At 36.2% G+C, this 24,976-nt stretch carries 17 protein-coding genes; 4 read left to right on the forward strand and 13 right to left on the reverse strand.

The window, feature by feature from the left end; genetic code table 11:
• Positions 1 to 31: 31 nt before the first annotated feature.
• From FEZ33_RS05125 to FEZ33_RS05145, 5 genes are all read right to left on the reverse strand, one after another.
• On the reverse strand, positions 32 to 4,396 hold the full coding sequence (locus FEZ33_RS05125) for an FtsX-like permease family protein (RefSeq protein ID WP_138404332.1): 4,365 nt from the start codon (positions 4,394 to 4,396) through the stop codon (positions 32 to 34).
• A 24-nt stretch (positions 4,397 to 4,420) separates the two neighbouring features.
• A complete protein-coding gene (locus tag FEZ33_RS05130) occupies positions 4,421 to 5,122 on the reverse strand; it encodes an ABC transporter ATP-binding protein (protein ID WP_138404333.1) in 702 nt (233 codons plus the stop codon).
• A gap of 15 nt (positions 5,123 to 5,137) precedes the next feature.
• A complete protein-coding gene (locus FEZ33_RS05135) occupies positions 5,138 to 6,331 on the reverse strand; it encodes a class I SAM-dependent rRNA methyltransferase (RefSeq protein ID WP_138404334.1) in 1,194 nt (397 codons plus the stop codon).
• 24 nt (positions 6,332 to 6,355) lie between these two features.
• Positions 6,356 to 7,531 (reverse strand): hypothetical protein, encoded by a 1,176-nt coding sequence (locus FEZ33_RS05140; RefSeq protein ID WP_138404335.1) that lies wholly within the window; start codon positions 7,529 to 7,531, stop codon positions 6,356 to 6,358.
• Positions 7,532 to 7,702: 171 nt separating this feature from the next.
• Positions 7,703 to 7,912 (reverse strand): CsbD family protein, encoded by a 210-nt coding sequence (locus FEZ33_RS05145; protein ID WP_138404336.1) that lies wholly within the window; start codon positions 7,910 to 7,912, stop codon positions 7,703 to 7,705.
• Positions 7,913 to 8,110: 198 nt separating this feature from the next.
• On the opposite strand from FEZ33_RS05145, the gene FEZ33_RS05150 reads away from it, so the two are divergent.
• On the forward strand, positions 8,111 to 9,133 hold the full coding sequence (locus tag FEZ33_RS05150; RefSeq protein ID WP_138404337.1) for a glycosyltransferase: 1,023 nt from the start codon (positions 8,111 to 8,113) through the stop codon (positions 9,131 to 9,133).
• Positions 9,134 to 9,174: 41 nt separating this feature from the next.
• Here FEZ33_RS05150 and FEZ33_RS05155 read toward each other — a convergent pair whose 3' ends face one another.
• From FEZ33_RS05155 to FEZ33_RS05165, 3 genes are all read right to left on the reverse strand, one after another.
• A complete protein-coding gene (locus FEZ33_RS05155; RefSeq protein ID WP_138404338.1) occupies positions 9,175 to 9,510 on the reverse strand; it encodes a hypothetical protein in 336 nt (111 codons plus the stop codon).
• Positions 9,511 to 9,529: 19 nt separating this feature from the next.
• A complete protein-coding gene (locus tag FEZ33_RS05160) occupies positions 9,530 to 10,381 on the reverse strand; it encodes a Cof-type HAD-IIB family hydrolase (RefSeq protein ID WP_138404339.1) in 852 nt (283 codons plus the stop codon).
• Between the two features lie 115 nt (positions 10,382 to 10,496).
• Entirely contained in the window at positions 10,497 to 11,507 is a 1,011-nt protein-coding gene (locus FEZ33_RS05165; protein ID WP_138404340.1) for an alpha/beta hydrolase, read from the reverse strand.
• Positions 11,508 to 11,656: 149 nt separating this feature from the next.
• On the opposite strand from FEZ33_RS05165, the gene FEZ33_RS05170 reads away from it, so the two are divergent.
• Both FEZ33_RS05170 and FEZ33_RS05175 read left to right on the forward strand, forming a co-directional pair.
• The gene (locus FEZ33_RS05170; RefSeq protein ID WP_138404341.1) at positions 11,657 to 12,343 is read left to right on the forward strand and encodes an AzlC family ABC transporter permease; all 687 of its coding nucleotides are present in this window, start codon (positions 11,657 to 11,659) and stop codon (positions 12,341 to 12,343) included.
• The gene (locus tag FEZ33_RS05175; RefSeq protein WP_138404342.1) at positions 12,340 to 12,666 is read left to right on the forward strand and encodes a branched-chain amino acid transporter permease; all 327 of its coding nucleotides are present in this window, start codon (positions 12,340 to 12,342) and stop codon (positions 12,664 to 12,666) included. The genes FEZ33_RS05170 and FEZ33_RS05175 overlap by 4 nt, the downstream gene beginning before the upstream one ends.
• Positions 12,667 to 12,719: 53 nt before the next feature.
• On the opposite strand, the gene argS is transcribed toward FEZ33_RS05175, so the two are convergent.
• The 3 genes from argS to FEZ33_RS05190 all read right to left on the reverse strand — a co-directional run bounded on the left by argS (position 12,720) and on the right by FEZ33_RS05190 (position 19,548).
• Positions 12,720 to 14,411, reverse strand: coding sequence for an arginine--tRNA ligase (argS, locus tag FEZ33_RS05180; protein WP_138404343.1), 1,692 nt, complete (start codon positions 14,409 to 14,411; stop codon positions 12,720 to 12,722).
• A gap of 324 nt (positions 14,412 to 14,735) precedes the next feature.
• Positions 14,736 to 18,587 (reverse strand): SpaA isopeptide-forming pilin-related protein, encoded by a 3,852-nt coding sequence (locus FEZ33_RS05185; protein WP_138404344.1) that lies wholly within the window; start codon positions 18,585 to 18,587, stop codon positions 14,736 to 14,738.
• Positions 18,588 to 18,789: 202 nt separating this feature from the next.
• Positions 18,790 to 19,548 (reverse strand): class A sortase, encoded by a 759-nt coding sequence (locus FEZ33_RS05190; protein WP_138404345.1) that lies wholly within the window; start codon positions 19,546 to 19,548, stop codon positions 18,790 to 18,792.
• Between the two features lie 388 nt (positions 19,549 to 19,936).
• Between FEZ33_RS05190 and FEZ33_RS05195 the strand changes: the two genes are divergently transcribed.
• Complete coding sequence (locus FEZ33_RS05195; protein ID WP_171031290.1) at positions 19,937 to 22,627, forward strand: cation-translocating P-type ATPase; 2,691 nt, start codon at positions 19,937 to 19,939, stop codon at positions 22,625 to 22,627.
• Positions 22,628 to 22,746: 119 nt separating this feature from the next.
• Here the strand turns inward: FEZ33_RS05195 and thrB are convergent, their stop codons facing one another.
• Positions 22,747 to 23,616, reverse strand: coding sequence for a homoserine kinase (gene thrB, locus FEZ33_RS05200; protein ID WP_138404347.1), 870 nt, complete (start codon positions 23,614 to 23,616; stop codon positions 22,747 to 22,749).
• 17 nt (positions 23,617 to 23,633) lie between these two features.
• A complete protein-coding gene (locus tag FEZ33_RS05205; protein ID WP_138404348.1) occupies positions 23,634 to 24,821 on the reverse strand; it encodes a homoserine dehydrogenase in 1,188 nt (395 codons plus the stop codon).
• Between the last annotated feature and the right edge of the window lie 155 nt (positions 24,822 to 24,976).

The raw sequence follows: 24,976 nt of genomic DNA on the forward strand, positions 1-24,976 counted from the left end.
CATTGAAAGTTTTTTGGAAAATATTTTGTTATTAATCTACACCTTTAAGTGCTTCAACCATATCGATTTTTTTCAGTTTAAAGTGCATAGCCACCATGACTATTGCAGAGAATGCTAAGGATATGAAGAATGAAGCGATGTAACCGCCTATTGAAACACTTGGATGGAACAAGACGTCCATCATTTGCATTGTTTTTAATAAGTAAGTATTTAAGATCGTTCCGAGCACTAAACCAACTAAGCTACCTAAGACTGTTAGTACTAATACCTCGTTAAAGATATACATACTTACTTCTCGGTCATAGAATCCAAGTACTTTAATCGTAGATAATTCTCGGATTCGTTCAGCAACGTTAATATTTGTTAAGTTATACAGAACGACAAAGGCTAATGAAGCCGCTGAGATAATTAGAACTAATGTAATTAAATCTAAACTTCCCATTTGATCTGCGATACTTTCAGCAAGTGTATTCAAATCGACAGTCGTTAAGACATTATCATTGTCCATAATCGATTCTTCAGTTTCTTTTTGACTGACACCTTCTGTGTATTGAACTAAGTAAGCATTTTGACTTGGTTCTTCCTCAAAGATACTTTCATATTGTTCAGGATTTACATAGAGGTAGTGAGAAGCGTAGTTTTCTACAACTGTAAAATCTTCTACAGTAAACTCTTCAAAGTCTTCATTTTCTAAGGTAAATGAGTCGCTTTCTGATAAATTCAGTAACTCACCCATTCTTTCCGTGATAAATGGACCTTCATCTACGATGGCATTTGGAATTGGTTCCTGACCTCTTTCGCGTAATGTAACGTAGTCCGAGAATGATTCTAAATCACCTAGAGGAACTATTACAGTAACGGATTGTGTCTGACCATCTTCCAATTCTGCATCATACGTTTCAAGTAGCGCTGGCATATAGCCCTCTACGCCATCCATCTCTGTGAGTGTTTGATTCATGTCCTCAACTTCAGAATCTTCTAAAACGTCATTAAGGTATACCATGCCATCATATGTTTGGAGTTGATTAAACTGACCATCCACAACACCAGATATTGTATTACTAATCCCGAAACCTGTCACGATCAACATCGTACACCCTGCAACTCCGATAAGTGTCATCGAGTTACGTCCTTTGTATCTTAGTAGATTTCTCACTGTCATTTTGGTATTAAATGATAATCGATTCCAAATACTTGGTACACGTTCTAGTAATAATTTCTTACCTGATTTCGGTGGTTCCGGTTGTAGTAGATTAGCCGGTTGGGTACGCAACATTTTAAGTGGCGTATAGATTGCAGGGAATAAAGCTGTCGCCAAGGCTATCAGTGCTGCAAGAATATTCCATCCCCATAAGATTTCAATCTCAGGCGCATCGAAATAATACAACATATTATATGCATTTAAGATAACACCTGGAAAGACTGCATAACCGATGATTAACCCAACAACGATACCTAATATTCCGGCAATGCCGGCATAGACAACAAATTTCTGGATAATCGTTCCATTGTTATACCCTAGTTGTTTCATTGTTCCCATGTAATTCCTTTGTTCACTTGCCATACGTTTAATTGTTGTGAAAGTCACTAAGATAGCTATCGCAAAGAAAAACACTGGGAATATATTAGAGATGACATTTAGTTGTTCTGCATTATCATTTAAACTTTGATAGACACTTGAACTTCCACGTTTCTCCACTACATAGGTTGGCTCTTCTAAATCATTTAGAGATTCTTTAGCTTCAGCAATATCTGCTTCAGCCTGCTCTAAATCTTCTAAGGCATCTTCTTCTTCTGAGATAAATTCATAACGATTTAAGTTATACTCAGCGTCACCTTGCATCAATTCCATTCGACCAGCTAGAGCATCTTCACGACCTGTTTCAAGTTCTCTTTGCCCTGCAATAAGCGTATTGTATGACTCGTCGATCACCCGTTTACCATCGACAAGACTCGCTTGTCCTTCATTAAATTGTGAAATACCTTCATCTAAAGCTTGTCGACCTTCAGTGATAGCAGCATATGCTGTATCTAACTCACTTTGACCTGCCGCACTTTGAGCATTCAGCTCAGTCCAACCTTGGTTAATCGTACTTTGCGCTGCTTCTAATTGACTCAAACCAGCATAATATTCATTCCAACCAGCTGCTAATACAGAACTTTGTTCATCGAGTGTCGCTTGTCCCGTTTGCAACATATTCACTGCCTCAACTAATTGAGTCAATTCAGATTGAATTTGACCTAAGTCCAATTCCGGAGGTAGTTCATTTAAACCACCATCTTCGAGAAGTTGATCTAATTCAGCTTGCGCAGTCGTCAGAGCCGCTTCCGTTTGACTGAGCTGACTATTAAGCTCTTCAATTTGAGCTTCTAAAGAATTGAATCGTTCAATTTGTTGATTCAACTCTGCCAGTTCTGAGTTATTTTGTTGAAGTAAAGTGCTAAATTCATTAAATTCATTTCTTTGTGTTTGTATATCACTTTCAATTTGAATGGATTCCGCTTCAGTTAATTCTGGATTTTGTAATTGTGATTCTAATGCACTGATTGCTTGTGATAATTCAGCCATTTGTTGATTATAAGACTCATTCTGAGTTAACAATTCATCTCTTCGTGCAATAAGTCCCGAAATATCTCCAATATTATTGTATTCAGTTTGGAGTTGGTTTAATTCCGTTTCGATGTTTGTTAATTGCTGTTCTAATTCACGTATTTCAGCTATTTTATTAATTAGCTCATTGTCACTTCCAGAAGGGTTTTCTGGGAGTGTTTCTGTTTGAGTCTCTAACTCAGCTATTCGATTATTTAATAATTGTAGAACATCATCAATTGAAGTTGCTGGGCTCAATTCAGTCCCAACAAGTTGTTCTAGTAAAGTGATTTGTTCTGTCGAAAGTTTCAAATCAGCTAACGTTTGCTCTAGCTCTTCAACCTCACCTAATTCATTGACGATAGATGCGAGTTCTTGTAGATTTTCTCTTAAGATATCTCGTTCAATATTTAATGAATTAATCCAAGATACAATATCCGGATTTGTTCCGGTATCTGATTGCTCAAGAACTTGAAGGAAGCCGTTAATAACATCAATCTGATCTTCAATTGCAGCTAACAATTGCTCTGGTGGTATCTGATCGTTTGTAGCAAGACTTAATTGGTCTAGCAATTCTTGTCTTCCTGCAGCCAATTGACTATAACCGGCATCAAGTGCCGCTTGGCCTTCAACTAATTGTGAATAACCTGCTTGTGCTTGTGATGCTGCTTGATCTAACTGTACTTGTGCATCTGTTAATTGTGACTGAGCAGATGCGATTTCTTCATTAAAGGTCGCCAGTCCTTCTTCATATTGGGCCAAGCCTTCTTCATAAGTTTTTTCATTATAATTCAGTTGTACCCGTGCATCCGCAAGTTCTAACCGCCCTTGTTGATACTCTTTGATTCCATCATTCAGTTCTTCTTCTCCACTTTCGATGTCAGCAATCCCTTGATTAAGAGTTCTTTGGCCTTCAAATATTTCTTGATGACCCTCTGATAAAGTTGTTTGAGCTTCTTCTAAGGCTTCTCGAGCATCTTCTAAGGTTTGGTAACCATCAGCCACTTCAGTTTCCCCTTCATCGATGGAAGACGCAATTTCATCTTGCAGCTCCACAATTCGTACTTCAGGTCTACCTTCTAAGTCTTCTTCAAATGAAGCCACAGTCTGATCGACAATTTGATTATATTCTGGTGTATAGGCTTCGTATTCTCTCGCATCATCTACCCAATAATATGCTTCAGAGTATAAATCTCCACTCACTGCCTGATCGCTTATAATTCCAAAGACATTAGCCGATCCGCTTCGGGTCATTCTTTCTATATAAAGTGGATTACGAGCAAAGCCGACCACTTCGAACTCTTCCGTTTCCAATGTGAAACCGGCACTATCCGAATTATCTAGTGTGATTCGGTCACCAATTTGGATAGGTGAATCCATTTGTGCATTGAGCGTTTCTAGATATTTTGTATCGAGGACAATTTCATCCGTGTCTTCAACCATTCGTCCTTCAAAAACCTTAAAGAAAATTGTACTCTCATCACCATTGTAAGTGAATATCTTCGCATTCTCTTCACCAGGACTGACAATAGCATTAATGGACTGCATGGGTAAGATAGTGACACCATTCTGGTTATCTAACAAATCAATATCTGTCTCGTTAAGACCAACTGTCGATAATATATGTCCATCTGGCATATTATTCTCTTGATATACTTCTCGAGCAGTTCTTACCATGGATGGCCCTGCGGCCCGAATTCCAACAAAGAAAGAAACACCTAAGGCAATGATGGCAAATATTGAGATAAAGCGAGGAATCGATTCTTTTATTTCTCTTAAATTATCCTTCCATAAAGCAGAATTCATAGTATTCCCCCTTCTTAATACTAATTACCATTTTATTTCATCTACTTTTAGAGGCGTATCATTTATAACAATATCGTCTACTCTCCCGTTTCTAATCTTTATTACCCGATCTGCCATCTCTGAAATTGTTGTATTATGAGTAATAACAACAATGGTGGAATCGGTATTACGGCTTGTATCTTGCAATAATTTAAGAATTTGCTTACCTGTCTCGTAGTCTAATGCACCCGTAGGTTCATCGGCTAACAATAATTTTGGTTTGCTGGCAATAGCGCGAGCAATGGATACACGTTGTTGTTCTCCACCTGAAAGTTGAGCTGGAAAATTATCCGCTCGGTGGTCTAACCCACATTGCTTAAGAACATCCATCACATCCGCATCACTATTAGATATTTGAATCGATAACTCGACATTTTCTTTTGCGGTTAAATTAGGCACAAGATTATAGTTTTGGAAGACAAAGCCAATATTATTTCTACGAAATGTTGTTAATTCTTTGTCTGAATAATCACTAATATCATTATCAGCAATAATAACGTCACCTGATGTCGCTTTATCCATTCCACCTAATATATTTAAAGTTGTTGATTTACCGGCTCCTGAAGGACCTAATATTACGGCAAATTCGCCTGATTCGATTGTAAATGTTACACCATCATTTGCGCGAGTGACAACCTCACCGCTTTTATACTCTTTTACTACATCAATTAGTTCAATATACCTCATCTAATCTCACCTCTATTACTCATCTTCGCGATAAAAGACCAACACTTTGAGGTAACTACTTTCTTCATCTGGACTTGTTGGGAAGTCTTCTGGAAGATTGAATTGTTGGATTAAATAATAAGTTCCGTTCAACTCTTGCGTTGCCGCAACCATATCATCTCGGAAATCTTCTAAAGCATAACCACTATGGTTGGTACTTAATATCGTCATCCCATTTGGATTTGTTAATTTAAATAATTGTTTTGCTAAGTTTGAATAGTCTTCTTCGACTCTGAACATTTTCTTTTTAGTTCGAGCGAAGCTTGGAGGATCACTAACAATTAAATCAAATGTAATGTCATTTTTGGCTGCGTAATCTAAATAATTAAAGACATCCATCACACGAATCTCATGTTTAGAATCTTCAACTTTGATATCATTTAACGCAAACTGTTCTGTTGTTAATTCAATGCTGCGGTTGGCTACATCAACACTCACTGTATGGTCGCTTCCACCAACTGCTGCGGCAACCGAGAATGCCCCTGTATAACTAAAGATATTCAATACAGACATACCATTCGCTTGAGTCTTAATAAAATCACGCACGTCTCTTTGGTCTAAAAAGATTCCTGTCATCCAACTTTCACCTAAATGCACAGCATAGTTAAGATTATTCTCTTTAACGACTAATGGATCCGGTGCTTCGGCGCCACTGACTAATTGAATGGGTTCTAAATCATCTGTTTGGAAGCGGAGCGTCTCATAAACTCCCTTAACTTCAGGTAATAATTGTTTTATTGCTTCAAAGAACCAATGACGGTATTCATAAATCCCTTTAGAATACCAATTAATTTGAACGTAGTGGTCGTACCAATCAATGGTCACCCCACCAATTCCGTCCCCTTCACCGTTAAATAAACGGAAAGCAGTCGTTTCTGTACTATTAAAGAATGCTTCGCGTTCTTCAAAAGCTTCTTCTAAGACATAATAGACTAAACTGTCGTTCCAATATTCATCTTGATAAGTGGTAATTAACCAGCCAACACCTTTATTTTGGCGTCCAACTAACATTTTCCCTAAGAATTGATTGTCAAAATCATTTAAGATTACGACATCTCCTTCAATAAAGTGTTTCGCTTTATCTTCGTTTTGGAAATCCTTTGCTTTAACTAACTTTCCACCTTGTTTAATTCGCTTTGTCGCAAGTTCTCTTAATTTATATTCTGCCATTTTGAACACCTTATTCTTTCTCTTTTAATTTAATAACTGTGTGTCGTTGTCATAACGTTGATTCTCAGCGGTTAACACTGATTCCATCAAATATGAAAATTCACTCATTGTCATTTTATTCAATTCATTTATTTCTGGTATCTTTTCTTCTGATGGTGTCATGGATAATTCTAAACGATAATTAAAAGATTCGATATCTGCTGTTTTATTACTGAATATATTCAGCATAAATTGTTCATAAAGACCTGTTAATGTTGCGTTATAACTACCTACCTCAGGATTTATACTAATAGTTGCTTTGGTTAATTTATCTGTCACGTGATTTGTACTAATATTACTTTCCCACTGATAATCAGCTGGAAACTCTCGATTATCCAATCTTCTCGAAGATATTAAGTCATCTGTAATTTGTGAAGACAATGTCGACTGAAATGTTAGTCCTCGTGAGTTTTCAGTGATATTAAATTGTTGATTCGGAATAACATCATAAGAAATGTGTCGATCATCACTTTCGTTAATATCCACATTTAAACTATAATTCAAACTGAAACTGCCCGCATTTTGATAGAATCCACGTGGAATCTCAAGTCTTTCCATATCAATAATCGTGCTATCATTTAATTGATAGATATCATCCGTAGAGATATCCTCTATTTGAGATAAATCTGGAAAGTATAATAAATTATCGATTAACTCTTCATTCATATTAATCGAACCTAACTCATCTTGATTAATTGCAATGTAGTAATTATTGAATTCATTTAGTTGGTTTTGAACATTTTGAGGAAAATACGTTTGCTCAAAAAATCCCGTATCCGTTAATAAATTGATTGTATTAATGTAAGCTAAAGAAAATTCACGATAAGAAACGATGTCATAAGTTGAGACTGATTGTGTATTGTCTTGTCCATATTCATAAATATCAAACGTTAATCTTGCATCCCCACTGATAGAATCAGCAAGAATCTCACCTTCAGCAAGTAATTTGTTCGAATCAACATTCATATATCGCAAAGTGATTTTATATTTATCTGATGCTTCTAATTTATCTAATACTTGCTTAAAATCTTGATCAACTTCTTCTCGTATGGCGAGCTCTTCTTGCATTTCTTCATCTTCAGATGCTTGGGCAAACTGTATTGGATAATTAATGAATGAAATGAGACTCAGAGATAACAATAATTTCTTTAATTGACGCATAATTATTCGCTCCTGACCTTTTTACTCCGCTTCATATATTAGCATATTATTTCGAACTGAGTATGAATTTTATCTTCTTTATTATCAGCTACTACGCTTACATTAAAAAAGCATACACTTTTAGTTTTAGACACTAAAAATGTATGCATTTAAATCGCAAGAAACAATTAACTATCTTCTATCTTTATCGTCGTTATCGAAGGCATCTTTCACACCGTCTACCGCACCTTTGACAGTATCTTTAACGTCATCTAGTGCTTCTTTAGCTTTACCGCTATTTTTTTGTGCTTTTCCTTCTGTTTCACGTTTTTTATCGCCAGTTACTTTACCTGTAACTTCTTTTGTTTTTCCTACAACTTGATCTTTTTTATCTTCTGACATATTTTTCCCCTCCAAATTTTTATTATTTCTTTATCCTTATATTTTATTGAAAAAGCAGTGCTATTGTCAATTAATAGGCTTTTTCTCCGGTTATGACTATCATTATTTTGATAATAAAAGAAATAAAATAATGACGACAGTAATACTTGCTAAAAAGCCTTTCATGTTCTAAACTAAATTTAGTTAAAGGGGTGTATTATGAAAGTATTACTATATAGCGAAAACTTGAAACAAATTAATAAATCTGGCTTAGGTAAAGCCATTCAACACCAAAAAGAAGCTCTTTTTTTAAATAATATAGAATATACAACTGACATAAATGATACGTTTGATGTTCTTCATATTAATACGTATTTCCCAAAATCATATTATGTCGCATATAAGTTAGGGCATAGTGGCATCCCTGTCGTTTACCATGCTCACTCAACTGAGGAGGATTTTCGAAATTCATTCATCTTTTCTAACCAAGTCTCTCCATTGTTTAAACAATGGTTGATTCAAGCTTATCGTCAAGGTGATATACTCATCGCACCTACACCTTACGCAAAAAAGTTACTGGAATCATATGATATCGGTCGAGAAATTGTAAGTGTATCAAATGGGATTGATTTGCGCCGTTTCGATCACGTTGATAATGCCAGAGATGTGTTTCTTGAAGAGTTCAATTATGAACCTGATGACTTTATCGTTATGGGTATTGGTTTGTATTTGGAACGAAAAGGGATTCTGGATTTCGTGGAATTGGCCAAGCGTATGCCACATGTTCAATTTATTTGGTTTGGTTATACTGATCTAAAGCTTGTGCCTGACAATATTAAACAAGCGATTCAAACGGACTTACCAAATCTAAGATTCGCTGGTTATGTCCCTAATGATTCCATCATACTCGCTTTACAAGGATCTGATTTATTCTTATTCCCAACGATGGAAGAAACAGAAGGGATTCCTGCTTTAGAGGCCTGTGCAACAAAAGCAAACTTTATTGTTAGAGATATCCCAGTATTTGACGATTGGCTAGTTGACAAGAAACATGTCTATAAAGGAAGAGACATTGACGATTTCGAACGATTAATCGAACAATTTAGATTAAATGACTTGCCTCCTTTAGGCGAAGCCGCCTATGAGGTTGCTAAAGAGAGAAATCTCATCGAAATTGGCAAGCAATTAAAAGACGTCTACCAAAAAGCCATCGAAATTAAACTCGAGGAAGAAAAAAACTGAAGTAGATGAATGGCTTATTGCCGTTCATATACTTCAGTTTTTTATGCTTTCTTAATTAAATGTGTATCCAAGAATTTATCCAATTGCCCCTTATCTCTCGCTGTTTGCCCTTGAGAGATGTTTGTCGGGTTTAGATATAAACGCGCTTGCTCATTGTTATTTTCATCAAATGCAGCAACTGCCTCACCTTCATCTTCGTCGAACACTCGATCCACGTGATGATAAGTACTTTCTAATATCTCTTCGACATCCATTGCGATTGCATCGCGCAATACTTGATACATCTCAGCTTGTGCTTCAGGAATGTAGAATATATCTACTTTTACTAAGTCTTCTTGCTCAGTTTTTTTACCTTTTTGTCTTCTCTTTTTTGCCAACTCGCTTCCACAGACCTTTCTATCTTTTCTTATGGATTAAGTATTTATTCATAAATTCCATAGAATCATTTAAAAGAAGTTCCTCTAGTAAATTTATCACAGAAGAATCTTCATTTGTTCCAATTTGGTAGGTTGTCGATAACAATAAATCATGATCAGCATTGCCCATTGCGATATTGTAATGGGCTTCTTTCATCATACTTTCATCATTTAAGCTATCGCCAAATGCCATTGTATCTTCTTTTTTAATATTGTATTTTGTCTGTAATTTTCTTACAGCACTTCCTTTACCGCCATCTTTTGAGTATACATCTAGCCAACCGTCACCACTCGTTACCGAATCAATGTCTTCAAAACGTTCTTTCAAAATACGCGTCATTATTTTATTTCGATCAAGTGAGTGCGTTGAATAAATCGCGAGTTTAGTAGGCTTTTCTCCTTCCGGTAAATCTTCGAACTTTTCAATATAGGCTAAAGCATTATTATATTGAGAAATGTGTTCAAAGGCTTCGCCTTCGGTTTCTCTAAAGTAGGCTTGATTTCCAGTATTTACCATAATGTGGAAACCTTCAAATTCATCAACAAAGGATGCAATTTTATAGAGAGTCTCTCTATCCACAGTCGTTGTTGATAACTCTTCATTATTTTTTACTATAAAATTCCCATTATCACAAGCAAAGTATAAATCTTTTTGATCTTCTTGCGAGAAGTAGTCAATAATTTTGTGATAACTGTTCCCAGTTGCTATACAAACCAATACATCTCGGCCTTTCAGCGTATGAAGTGCGTGATTAAAACGTTCGACGTCGTAGCTTTTGTCTTTTCTCAACAGAGTTTCATCTAAGTCAATTACAATTAATTTTACAGTCATTATAAACTCCTTATAAGATGTCCATTTCGTATTAATAGTATCATATTTAGTCACTGGTTTTAAATAGATTTACTTCCAAAAACGTTGTAAACCTTTCCAACCAATGCTGACCTTCTTATTTTTCTAGAGTTTTATTAATGATAGCGCTAATGATTTGTCGTGCTTCTTCGCCTTCTGGCGTCGGGTACACGGGATAGATATGATTCATCTTCTCAGCAATATATAAATCGTGTTCAATATTATCTTCTTTTAAACGGTTCGCAAATTGAAGGATATCTGGATAAAAAACTTCATGCGTCCCAACAAATAACGTAATACGTGCTAAATCACGACCACTAATAAGCATTGGACTCACGAGTGGATCATCGATACGTCCCTCTTTTCCTACCCAATATTCACTTGCTAAATTCAACCCAATTTGACTGATCATCGGATCCAATGGCTCTAAATCTGGAATTTCTGGATTCTCGTTGGCAATATCTAGCCACGGTGATAAGGCGATGATTTCATCCGGTTGCTGGATACCTTCTTCCCTTAATGCATCTGCCAGACCTAAAGCCATACCTCCGCCAGAAGAATCCCCCATCAAGATAATTGGATTGTCATTCACATTCTCTTTAAGCATTTGCTTGTATAATGTTAAGACATATGGAACAGACTCTTTATAAGAGTATTTCGGTGTTTTTAAATATTGTGGGAATATTACTTGAGCATTCGTCTTCTTCACTACTGAACGTAAGAAGAAGTAGTGAGTTGGATAAGGCGTAAAGGCATAGCCACCACCATGTAAGTAAAATATTATGGGTTGCTTTTCCTTTTTCTTATTCCATGAAAAAACTTGCATGGGCCCATGATAGCTTTCTTCTACTTTATGCCCTACCATGATATCTGGTTTCTTTTGTGGTTTAGTATTCCACTCGATGAAGCCATCAATGCGGTTTTGATGTTCAAATAACTTTCGCTGTTCTTCTTTCATTCCATACACAAATAATCCTCGTTCAATTAACCAACTTGAAAGAGACCGATTTTTATATTTGGGAAACAGTTTAGTTGCTATTAGAATTCCACCCGCAACAGTGAGTCCTGCTATCGATATTTTTTTTAGTGTTGAATTTTTCTCCTGCAACCATGCTCCTCCTTTGAATTTTGTTCTTGTCTTATTATTGTATCAAAATGTTTGTTTATTGATAAATCTTATGATTATGTTTACTAATTTGACTATTTATGAGAAAATAATTAGACTATATCTAATTATTTTAATTTAGGAGGGCTTTAATGAAAGAAGCATTTAAATTTGCGTTCCCCCATACTATCCCAATTATGGCGGGCTATATCTTTTTAGGGATACCCTTTGGATTATTGGCTGTGAGTCAAGGTTTCTCACCATTATTTGCTATTTTAATGAGTGTAATTATATACTCAGGTGCGATTCAGTATGCTGCTATTGATGTGTTTTTAGCATCTTTTAATCCGATGAATGCAATCATACTTACGTTGATGGTAGGTGCTAGACATATCTTTTATGGTATTGCGATGCTTACAAAGTTTAGTAAACTAGATTCAAAAAAATACTATACCATCTTTGGTTTAACCGATGAGACTTTCTCGGTGCTTGTTTCTATTGATGTTCCTGAAAATCTCAGTCGAGATTGGGTGTATTTCTTCATTACTTTACTCAATCAAATGTATTGGGTTTCTGGAACCGTTATTGGCGTCCTCTTAGGAAGTATGATTACAATTAATCTTGAAGGGATTGATTTTGTTCTAACTGCACTATTTATTACTATCTTTGTTGATCAATGGTTAAATAGTTCTAGTAAAGTTCCTGCCCTTGTTGGAATCTTATCTGGTTTGCTTTGCTTAGTACTATTTGGTGCAAATAATTTTATGATTCCTGCGATGGTATTTATCCTTGGCTTCTTCTTATACCGCTTTAATAAGAAGGGGGTGGCTCGTCAATGACACAAACCCAACTTTGGATTACATTTGCTATAATTGCGGGTCTTACGATGCTGACCCGTTTTATAACTTTTATTATTTTTCCGGCCGGTTCTCAACCACCTAAGGCAATTATTTATTTAGGTTCTGTATTACCCACTGCTGCCATGGGCTTGATTATTGTATTCGCGTTGAGAAATACACCTGTCCTCACTTATCCTTATGCTATCCCTGAAGTGATTGCTTCTCTATCTATTGTCATTATTCATTATTGGAAACGAAATACAATCTTAAGTATTTTAGTTGGAACCGTTATTTATATGTTTCTTATACAAAGTGTCTTTTAACAAAAATAGACCTGACTTAGTTTTGGCTAAGTCAGGTCTATTACTTTTCTATATTACATTTCTTCAGGTGCTTCAACACCTAAGAGATTTAATGCGTCTTTAATCACAATCGTAACAGCTTTAACTAAAGCCATACGTGATTCTAATTGGTCATCATCGTTTAAGATACGCACATTTGCATAGTATTTATTGAATTGTTGAGCTAATTGGATAACATATTTAGCAACTAAAGAAGGTTCAAAGCGTTCAATGGCATTTTCTACGATACGTGAGTAGTCAGCGATTTTCTTAATAACTTCCCAACTGTATGCATCATTAAGATTTACAGTTGTGTCTTTTGAAATTTCTTTGTCGTATTTACGAATCATACTCATTGAACGTGCGTAAGTATATTGTACATAAGGACCTGTTTCTCCTTCAAATTGAACAATATCTTTTAAGTTAAAGTCAAAGTTATTCATACGGTCTGTTTTAAGATCGTGGAATACTACCGCTCCAACACCGACTTGATGAGCCACTTCTTCTTTATTCGCTAAATCAGGATTTTTCTCATTGATTTGTTCAGTTGCTAAAGTGATCGCATCATTCAATACTTGTTCTAGTAAGACAATTTTACCTTTACGTGTTGATAGTTTCTTACCGTTTAAAGTAATTAAACCAAATGGTACGTGAGTCATATCTTTATACCATTCATAACCTAATTTGTCTAAAACAGCTTTTAGTTGTTTAAAGTGAACACTTTGTTCATTCCCAACTACATAAACATTTTTAGCAAAGTTATAAGTGTTGTAACGGTAGATGGCTGCTGCTAAGTCACGCGTCACGTAAAGTGTGGCACCATCTGATTTTTTAATTAAGGCAGGTGGTAAGTTTTCTTCTTCAAGGTCAACGATGGTTGCACCTTGGTCAATTTTAGTTATTTTTTTACTTTCTAATTCTTCGATAACAGCTTGCATTTTATCATTATAGAAGGCTTCCCCATTGTATGAGTCGAATTCGATATTTAACATATCATATACTTTTTGGAATTCTTTTAATGATTCGTCTTTGAACCAAGTCCAAAGTTCGATCATTTCTTGATCGCCATCTTCTAATCGTTTGAATACCGCTCTGGCTTCGTCATCTAATTCTGGATTTTCTTCTGCTCTTTCATGGAACTCAACATATAGTTTAACAAGTTCATTGATAGGATCTTTTCTAACTTGTTCTTCATCGCCCCATTTTTCGTAAGCAACGATTAATTTACCAAATTGAGTACCCCAGTCACCTAAGTGGTTAATACGAATTGGGTTGTAACCCGTTTTCTCAGCTAAGTTAGCGATTGAATTACCGATAACTGTTGATCTTAAGTGTCCCATAGACATTGGTTTAGCAATATTAGGTGATGACATATCAATCGTCATTGCTTCGCCGTGACCAATATTTAAATCTCCATAGTCTTCGCCTTCATTTAGAACTTGTGTAACCAGTTCGTTAGCGACATTTTCACGTTTAAGAAAGACATTAATATAAGGACCTACAGCTTCAACGCTCTCGAAGTTATCCATACTTATTTGCTCAGCGATATCACTCGCAATTTGTTGAGGCGCTTTACGGAATACTCTAGCTAATGCGAAAGCAGGGAAAGCTAAATCCCCATGTTCGGTATTATTTGGTACTTCAATTAATTTGGTAATTTCTTCTTTGCTTAAATGCTCACCAACAATTGGTGTTAAAGCATCTACATATATTTGTTTGATATCCATTGTTTATATTCCTCCTATAATAAAACTCAAAATAAAACACCTCAAGAAAGACATAATTAAATGTCTCTCTAGAGGCGTTAACTTATACGCGGTACCACTCTAGTTCCATGAATCACTAACATTCATGCTCTTGTATTGATAACGAAGTTTCCTCCGAACTAGAGTATCTAGTTGTACGATGAAAGTGCGCTTCGATAGGTATCTCTGACTGGCTCTCAACATCCCAGCTTGCTGTATAGAGGTAAGTTATCTACTCTCTTTCAAGGGTTAACTGTCTCCTAAACCGCAATTATTCTACCAAAATATATGATGTTCGTCTACACTTTAATGCTTATTTGTTGATTTATTACGAGTAAAGACTAAATATGCCCCACTTAGTAATACTAAAACGCCTAAGAATAAAATTCCTTTTGTTGACGTTTCACCGGTATTTGGTAAGTCATCATCATTCTCTTCTAAACTTGATTCGACTGTCACTTCCACAGATTCTTCTTGTGAGATAGACGCTTGTTCTGCATTATACACAATACCGAATGTACCTAATTGTTGAGTTCTAAAGGTAATTCTTTGGTTATGTAATGCAAATGTTAAGTTTGAATTGTTGCTATCGTTTACACGAACCACTCGTAATTGCGAATTAACAGGACGTGTTGGAATCTTAATCTCGGCAATTCGAGTTAATTGAACTGCTTCGTTATTCTCATCCAATAAAGTAATTGTGTAAATATCCGCATCCGCATTCTCTAAAGTTGCTGCACTATCTAATGTTTCAACATGAATATTTGAAACTTTCATTGCGTCTTGTGGGTTTACCCAAACTTCTATACCTGTTTCAGCATCAATAAATTGTCTTGTCGCTTGAGATGCTTCTTCATCAATACTTGCTTGTTCAGCTGGTGTTAAGCTTTGAGACTCATCAACAATCACACTTGATGATTGTGACTGACTAGAAGACTCGCTACTTGATTCTTGTGAGCTTGACTCCTCAGAACTTGAAGATTCTTGAGCAGTGGCTCTTGGGCTAACGGTAATTGTTTCATTCGCTACAATCCCAAATTCACCCGATAATTCTTCAATTTCAAAACCTTCTGGTACACTGATGATTTCATATGGGTATGAACTAGCTTCTAAATTATCAACTGTAAATTCCCCATTATTATCTGTTGTATACGTTTCGTGATCGATTCTAATCTCAACGCCTGCGACAGGTTGATTATTATTATCTCTAATTTGAATTGTGACTGAACCAGTCTCTGGTAATTTTTCGATCCTTATCTCTGCTTCAAAAGCCGATCCTTCTTCAATTTCAATCGCTTGTTCTTCTGAATTATTATAGTAACCATTGGGCGTACTTGTTACAGAATAATTATAACGACCAGGCTCTAGACTTTCGAAATGAGCGATACCTTCAGCGTTCGTTGTTCCAGTTAAGCCACCAAAAGCAAGACTAGCACCTTCAACAGCATCCCCGTTTTGATCGACTACTTTAATATCAGCCGTTGATAATTCGATTTCTCTTTCAACGCTAATCGCTGCAGTTGTTATTTCTGATTCATTGACTGTCACTTCTCCACTTGCATTACCAATATATCCTTCTGGTAATTCTGAGATTGAATAAGTGTACGTATTGGGTTCAATATCCGAAATAGTTGCCGTTCCTTCTGTATTCGTTGTAATCGTTGTGTCATTGATTGAAATAACCGCTCCTTCTACTGGAGAATTATCTTGATCAGTTACATTAAAGATGACTGTTCCCGGTTGGACATTATGTTGAACTTGTAGAGTTCGAGCTTCTGTTGTTCCTTCAGCGATATAAACACTTTGAGAAGCGATATTATGTTCATAATTTTCTGGTAACTCATTAATAATATATTCGTACGTACCTTCTACCAGTTCATCAAATACAACTTGACCCTCGGCATTGGTTGTTTCTGTTTGATCTTCATTTAACTGTACTTGGGCACCAGACACAGCTTGGTCGTTTTGATCCATGACTGTAATCGTTAATTGTCCGGGTGCAAGTTCTCTTTCTACAGTAACAGTCTCTTCGATATTATTATTCGCTTCAATTATCACTGTCCCAGATACTTGACCAGTATAATTTTCTGGTAAGCTTGCTAAAGTATAGTTGTATGTTTGATCTGCGTTTAATCCTTCGATAATCACTTGTCCGTTTGAATTTGATGGATAAGTATTATCATTCAGTGTGATTTGAGCTCCATCAACTGGTTCGTTATTTTGATCCACGACACTAAATGTCACATTCCCAAATTGCTCAACTTCACTTAGATTAATTTCTTGTGTTGCTTCTTCATTGGCAACAATTGCTAGTTGACCTTCCGCCGGTGTTTCATATTGTTCTGGTAAATTTGTCACCGTATAGTTATAAGTACCCGGTCCAATGTCAGTAAATTCAGCTACACCACTTGGGTTTGTTGTGGCAGTTTCATTCCCTAATTGAATTTCAACATTTTCAACGGGTTGGCTAGCTTCATCAACCACTGTAAATACAGCACTACCAACCTGTTCTGCTTGCGCAATGACCAGTGTATCTTCAACTTGTTGGTCTGGATTAATTGTAATCGTTCTTACTTCAGCTTCTCCATCTAAGACATAACCTTCTGGTAAAGCCGTAACAGAGTATTCGTAAGATTGATTTGCTTCTAAATCTTCAAATATAGCATGTCCGCTACCATTTGTGATTGCAGTCTGCTCACCTAATGTAAGTTCTGCACCAATAATTGGTTGCTGTACATCATCAACAACATTAACTAATAATGAACCATAAGCTACTGATGTTGGTAAGGCAATTGCTTCTTCAGCAGGTGCAGATTCAACAACGTTTACACTTCCTGATACAGGTATTTCAAATCCTTCTGGAGCTAAAATTACATCATAAGAGTAACCGCCAACTGGTAAGGCTTCAGTTTCCACTCGGCCTGTTTCAGTTGTAGTATAAACACTGTCAGCGATTTGAATTTCCACCCCATTAATGGGTTCAAAAGCTTCATTTGTTACCACAAATTCAATGTTATTTGTATCGACATCTGCTGATAAAGTAATCGTTGCTTCAGTGTGAGTGGTTGGATCAACAACAACTGTTCCTGTCGTTTGTTCTAGGCTATATCCTTCAGGAACACTATTAATTGTGTAAGTCGATTCTCCTACGGGTACTTCTGAGAATACCGCTTGACCGTTAACATCTGTATAAATTTCACGATCATTCAATGTCATCGAAACATTAGAAACCGGCACTGATTCTTCATCTAGAACAGTTAAGGTTACTGTGTTTGCTTCTGGAGTTTCTGGAATACGTTCAACAGATATTTTAACGTTCGTCGTTTCTTGACTTACTACCGTAATTGGTTCTGTCGGCATTGTGATGCCTTCCATTGAATAAGCTTCCGGTACAGAAAGTACTTCTACTTGGACCTCTCCTGCTGGAACATTGTTAACTTGAAGGAGACCTTGCGCATTTGTTGTAAACTCTTCACCTTTTACACTAAGTACAGTGTTCGCTACTAATGAGCTATCACTACCAATAACTTGTACTATTAATGTACCCGTTTCTTCAGGTACTCCTTCACCTAGTGTTTCCGGTTCATCAGGATTCTCTGGAAGTGTTGCAATCGATTGCTGATCCGCTATCGTGACAACTAATTCAGTTTCATATTGGTTAGTTGTTTCGTTTAATAAATTATCTCCTAATTCTATCTTGAATGGCACATCTAATACAACAGTACCATCCCCCCATGGTATTAAATCACCGGTTTGGCTTAATTCTTTTAGAATTTCTTGATCAGTTGTTGTTGGATGGGTTTGTTCTACGCGTGCTGGAATTAATTCTTGTCCGTCACGTTGGAAATTACCGCCATCATACAATCTGAATTTATAATTACCTGGTGTTAACATCAATGGTTCAGTATTTGGTTCATTAGAACGATAACTATAGACGAGTGTCCCTTCACCTGTATCTGGATCAGTTTGAATTATGTCATAACTGATTTGAGTTTGTTCTGTCGGCTCACCGCCATACATTGCTAAATACACTTGAGCATCCACAGTAACTGGTGTGACTGCATTCTCCTGTGCATTGACTGGTTGTAAGCCTGCGAACAGACCCATAAAAGAAGACATAATCATGAATAAGGCTATTATATACTTTATCTTCTTCATCCTTCTTACCTCCTAAATATATTTGTAATAACTACATATTAAGTTTACCATAAAGCACTTTTATATAGGTTAAAGTACAAAAAATATCATAATTTAAAAGCAATCTTTCTCAGTTAATTCATTAATTATTCATAATTTAACACGCCTTTAAAAAAAGAACCGCATCTACTCTATAAGTAAATGCGGTTCGACTATATTATACTTAACTTGTAATTGTTTGTGCAATATCAAACGCTTGTAACATGTCTGGAGAAGCATCATCAACACTAACGGTATCAACAAGTGCCCCTTGAACGACAACACGGTCTATTAAGCCCGTATCACAAGTAATTAATGTTACACGGCCTTCTTCAGTAGGATAAGTAACTTCTACTGCAGTTGCTGGAACAGTATCTATATAATCTACTTGATAAACATAAATATTCTCTAAGTCAGTTAAGTAAATTGTTTGACCAATTTCAGCACGCATTAAAGGTTCAAATAACAATCCATCATTAATTGAGTGGTGACTTGCTAATGAATAGTTGGATACTCCCATCTCTTGATCAGGATAGAGCGTCCCTGCACCATAGAACATACCTTCATTTGATACACCTTTATAAATTGGTAAGTTCATTCCTAATTCAGGCATTGCGATTCCACCAATCGTAGGTAAATCACTTGGATTCACACCACTTGCTAAAACTTCTCGAGCATTTAAGGTATTAATATCTCCCCAATCATATGTTACGTCTACACTTTGGTTTGTCTCAATTTGTTCACGTGTTAAATTACCAACCGCGTTTTGAGTACTTCCTTGTTCAATTATGTAGTTTTTAATTGGATCTAAGGCTAGCAATCCAACTGCTACTAAAATTAAAAGGATACCAAAGAACATCCGTAACCCACCGCCACGCTTACGCTCTTTCTTTCTACTTCTTCTCGCTTCACGTCTTGTCTTGGGCTCTCTATTACTACTCATCTACTTACCTCCAAAAATTATATATTTTTTTAAAATCACATATCATATATCGAATTTATAATAGCACTTATTTGAATGATATTGTAGAAAAAAGCGCTAATTTAATAAAAAAGCAAACATTATTAGAAAAAAATTCATAACCATTGTTGTTTTAGTTTGATATTTTTTTTGTAATCTTTTATAATAGTGATAATAATTGTTCATAAGGGAGTAACTAGGGGAATTGTCCTCGTCAGTATCAACATCGATAAGTAGTAATTAAGCTACTGGTACTGTACTTAAATAGTGAGACTTATGCCACCTGTATCGCATCCGCTTTATAGTTGGTATAAGTCTCTTTTTTCAAGTAAACTAACTTATAACAAAAGAAATAGGAGGAATATTGTTAATGAAAGATTTTGTTGCCTATCGTGAATCGACAGATTCAATTGTCTCTAAGCTTGACAGTAACGTTTCACAAGGTTTGAGCTCTTCTGAGGCACAAGCGCGTATTGAAAAATACGGTGCGAACGAAATTCAAGCAGAAGAAAATCGAACACTTCTACAAAAATTCTTAGATCAGTTTAAAGACTTTATGATCATAGTATTATTAGTAGCAGCTGTCGTTGCAGGTTTTGTTGGGATTGCTGAAGGTGAAGGTATTGCCGACTCAATCATTATTTTAATCGTTGTTATTTTAAATGCAATTATGGGAGTTTTCCAAGAACAGCAAGCAGAAAATGCTATTGAATCCCTAAGGAGCATGGCTTCTCCTGAAGCTCATGTACGCCGTGACGGTTCAATGAACTCAGTTAAAAGTACTGAATTAGTACCTGGGGACATTATTACATTAGAAGCTGGGGACGTTGTTCCTGCCGATGTACGTTTAATTGAAGCAAACTCATTACAAATTGAAGAAGCTTCATTAACTGGTGAGTCAGTTCCAGTTGTTAAAAGTACTGACATAATCGATGAAGAAAACGTCGGTATCGGTGACCGTGAAAACATGGCCTTCTCAAGTACAAACGTAACTTATGGTCGTGGTTTAGGTATCGTTACTGGTACTGGTATGGATACTGAGGTTGGTCATATTGCTAACATGTTAGCAAACACTGAAGGCCAATTAACACCATTACAACGTGACCAAGAGCAATTAGGTAAAAACTTAACAATCGCAATCATTGTTATTGCAGTATTAACATTCATCGTCGGAATTACATTCCAAGACTTTGAAATTACTCATATGTTATTAGTTTCTATCTCATTAGCAGTTGCTGCTATTCCAGAAGGTTTACCTGCGATTTCAACAATTATCCTTTCGCAAGGTACAAAATCAATGGCAAATCGTAATGCGTTAGTTCGTACATTACCTGCTGTTGAAACTTTAGGTAGTACAGAAGTTATTGCATCGGATAAAACTGGTACATTAACAGTTAATAAAATGACGATTGAAAAAGTATTCTATGATGGCGAGCTTCATGATGCATCAGAAGAGATTGCTCATACTAATCCTTTATTACGTTCAATTACATTCGCTAACGATACTGAAATCGATGGTAAAGGTGAACTAATTGGTGACCCTACTGAAACGGCTATGATCAAATATGCGATTGAGCAAGGCTTCGATGTTAAAGATGCAGTAAGCTCTGAACCTCGTGTAAACGAAGTACCGTTCGATTCAGACCGTAAATTAATGTCAACAATCCACAAAATGGAAGACGGTCGTTATTTTATAGCTGTTAAAGGTGCTCCAGATCAATTAATCCAACGTGCAACTAAAATTGATAACAATGGGCAAGTTACAGATATTACTCAAGCAGATACTGATCATATACTTAAAGAGAACGAAAACATGGCTCGTGAAGCACTACGTGTATTAGCTGGTGCTTATAAGATTGTCGACACAGTTCCAGATACAATTAGTACTGAAACTGTTGAGCAAGATTTAATCTTTGCTGGACTTATTGGTATGATTGATCCTGAGCGTACTGAAGCTGGGGCAGCTATCCGCCGTGCTCGTGAAGCAGGAATCCGTACAGTTATGATTACTGGTGACCACGCCATTACAGCACAAGCAATCGCTGAACGTTTATCAATCTTAGATCCTAACGAACCTAACAACGAAGAGCATGTTCGTACTGGTGCTGAATTAGATAATATGACTGATGAAGAATTAGCTAAAGATGTTTCTAACTTCTCTGTATATGCTCGTGTATCACCTGAACATAAAGTTCGTATTATTAAAGCATGGCAAGCAAATGAACGTACTATCTCAATGACAGGTGACGGGGTTAATGATGCACCATCTCTTAAACAAGCAAACATTGGTGTTGGTATGGGTATCACTGGTACTGAAGTTGCTAAAGGTGCTTCAGACATGGTTCTTGCTGATGATAACTTCGAAACAATCGTTGTGGCTGTTGAAGAAGGACGTAAAGTATTCTCTAACATCCAAAAAGCTGTTCAATTCTTACTTTCAGCTAACTTAGGTGAGGTTTTAACTTTATTCGTTGCAACTTTATTCGGATGGACAATCTTAGAGCCAGTTCATATCTTATGGATTAACTTAGTAACTGACGTGTTCCCTGCTATTGCTTTAGGTATGGAGAAAGCTGAACCTCAAGCGATGAAACAAGCACCTCGTACTAAGAAAGATAGTTTCTTATCATTCGGTGTATTACCAAGTATTGCTTACCAAGGTGTACTTGAAGGCTTCCTTACTTTAGCTGTTTACTATATTGGTGAATACGTTCTAAAAGTAGAACATCAAACTGCTGAAACAATGGCATTCATTACACTTGGATTTATCCAACTATTCCACTCATATAACGTTAAATCAATCTTTGGTTCATTATTCAGTGGAAATCCGTTTGATAACAAATACTTAAACGGTGCCTTCATTCTTTCTGGTGCTTTATTACTTGGAGTAATCTTAATTCCTGGAATTAACACATACTTCTCGGTAACTATCCCTGGACCAACTGAATGGGCAATTTCTATCGGTGTAGCATTCAGTATTGTAATTATCGTTGAGATTGTAAAATGGATCTTCCGTTCTACAGGCTTAGCTGATAAATACCAAAAGAAAATTGCTGAATAATTAGTAATCAAATATTAAAGCCGTTGAGCGCTGCTCAACGGCTTTTTATATGTGTTTATAAAGTCAAAAAGAGCCTCCCTATGAGTAAGAATATCTCAAAGGTGGACTCCTTTTAATGCTTAATTATAATGCACTTCAACACTCTCATGTTTACATGTCGATACTTGTTGAAGTTCTTTTAATATTCCCTCAACTTTATCTTCTGGACAAAGTGTTAAAACGGTTGGACCTGCGCCACTTATAACTGTGGCATAGGCACCATTCTTCACTGCAATTTCTTTAATCTCAGGAAACTCTGCAATTAATGGTTGGCGGTATGGTTCATGAAATTTATCTTGCATCATCAACTCACCCATTGTTTTGTAGTCTTTTTTAACCATTGAAAGTAACATGACATTATTTAGAGCGTTTTGTTCGATGGCTGCCCCTTTTTCGTACGAATCTGGAATCGCTTCGCGGGCCACTTTCGTTGAAATCTCATAAGGAGGTATTGAAAGGATCAAACTAATCTTATCTAAGTTTAATTGATGATAAGCTAAGTAATCGTCTTGATAATATCCTACGAAAGCTCCTCCAGTGATACAAGGTCCGACGTTATCTGGGTGCCCTTCAATCTTAGATGCGAGTAAAATCTTATCATACGTTGATAATCCTAGTTGACAATAATGATCTGCTAACTCGATTCCAGCCACAATAGCACTCGATGAACTTCCCAATCCATGTGTGAGTGGAATTTCACTCGACATTTCAATAAATAAATCAGGCATCACCTTATTGTATTTCTTAGCAATATCAATGGCTATACTAGCGACGAAATTCGCTTCTCCATTAGGTAAATCACGTAATTCTTCATCAAGAAATTCAAATTCCCATTTGTCACTCTCAGTTGCTTTAATAGATAAATATTTATTCACTGCCACTCCCATTGTATCGAAGCCGAGCCCAAGATTGGCACTTGTTGCTGGTATCTTTAATGATACATTGTTCACACTATCCACTTCCAATTCTAATCTTTAATTACTACGTATACTGCCTCAACTTGATGACTGTTCTCTAATTGCTCTAAAGCATTCGCACTCATATCTTCGGTAATGATAACTAATTCATCTTCTTCAGCTATAACTTTATAATTTGCGTCTAATTGAACTTTTGTTTGCCCTTTTGTAAAGCGAATAAAGTATGACGCAGCTTCTCCAGCCAAGTCAATATTTGCATCTTCTTCAACAATTAAGTTTCCTACAAAGCCAAACTTAGCAATATTCATCACATCTGAAACTACGGCTGAAGCTGTCTCTAAACTTCCTGCACCTGGTCCATAGAACATTGTTTCACCAAAAGCATTTCCGTTGACATAAACCGCATTCGCTGCGTCATTTACTGTTGCAAGTTGATGATTATTTGGTAGTAATACAGGTTCAACACTGATTTGAACTTTGTCACCATGAAATTCACTCTTACCTAATAATTTCATTGTCAGCCCTGCTGCTTGAGCATATTCTAAATCTTCTACACTCACTTGACTTATCCCTCGAACTGGAATATCTTCAACGTTTAGGTTTTGTTTGTAAGCAATACGAGATAGTAAGGCAATCTTACGTCTTGCATCCAATCCTTCCACATCATTGGTTGGATCTTTTTCAGCATAGCCTTTTTCTTGGGCGTCTTTTAATGCTCTATCGTAAGACCAAGCGTCTTGTGTCATCTTTGTCAGAATATAATTTGTCGTTCCGTTTAAGATCCCCATTACGCGATTGATTTTGTTCGCTTGTAAACCATACGTTAACGCATTAATAATTGGAATTCCACCGGCACAGCTGGCTTCATAACCTAATTGCGCTTTATTTTCATCGCCAATTTTAGCTAATTCTTTAATATGAACTGCTAACATATCTTTATTTGCACTGACAACATGTATCCCTTTTGATAAGAATTTTTGGTGAAGACCAAAGGTAAAATCAATCCCACCCATCACTTCAACAACTAATTCTACATCACTATTCAATATATCATCGATATTTTCTGTAACTATCACATTTTGAAAATCCGCGTCATGCTGGTTATTAATCGTTTTAGCAAACACATGTGAAACTTCAATCGCTTCATTGGTAAACTGTTGGATCTCCACTTGATTCTCTTGAATCACCTTAATAACTCCACTTCCAACTGTACCCATACCTAAGATTGCAATCTTCATATTTAAATTCTCCTTAATTTATATTAGACCTGAATAATTCATAGTTTTACTAATAGTCTTTCCTAACATTGATTTAATAGTCTTTAAAGTAATCTGCTTCATCACCCATTAGGTGATGAAAAAAGACCCCCTTTCTGATATGGTTAATTCACCAC

This window comes from Ruoffia tabacinasalis (genome assembly GCF_005864045.1).
Lineage (GTDB): Bacteria > Bacillota > Bacilli > Lactobacillales > Aerococcaceae > Ruoffia > Ruoffia tabacinasalis.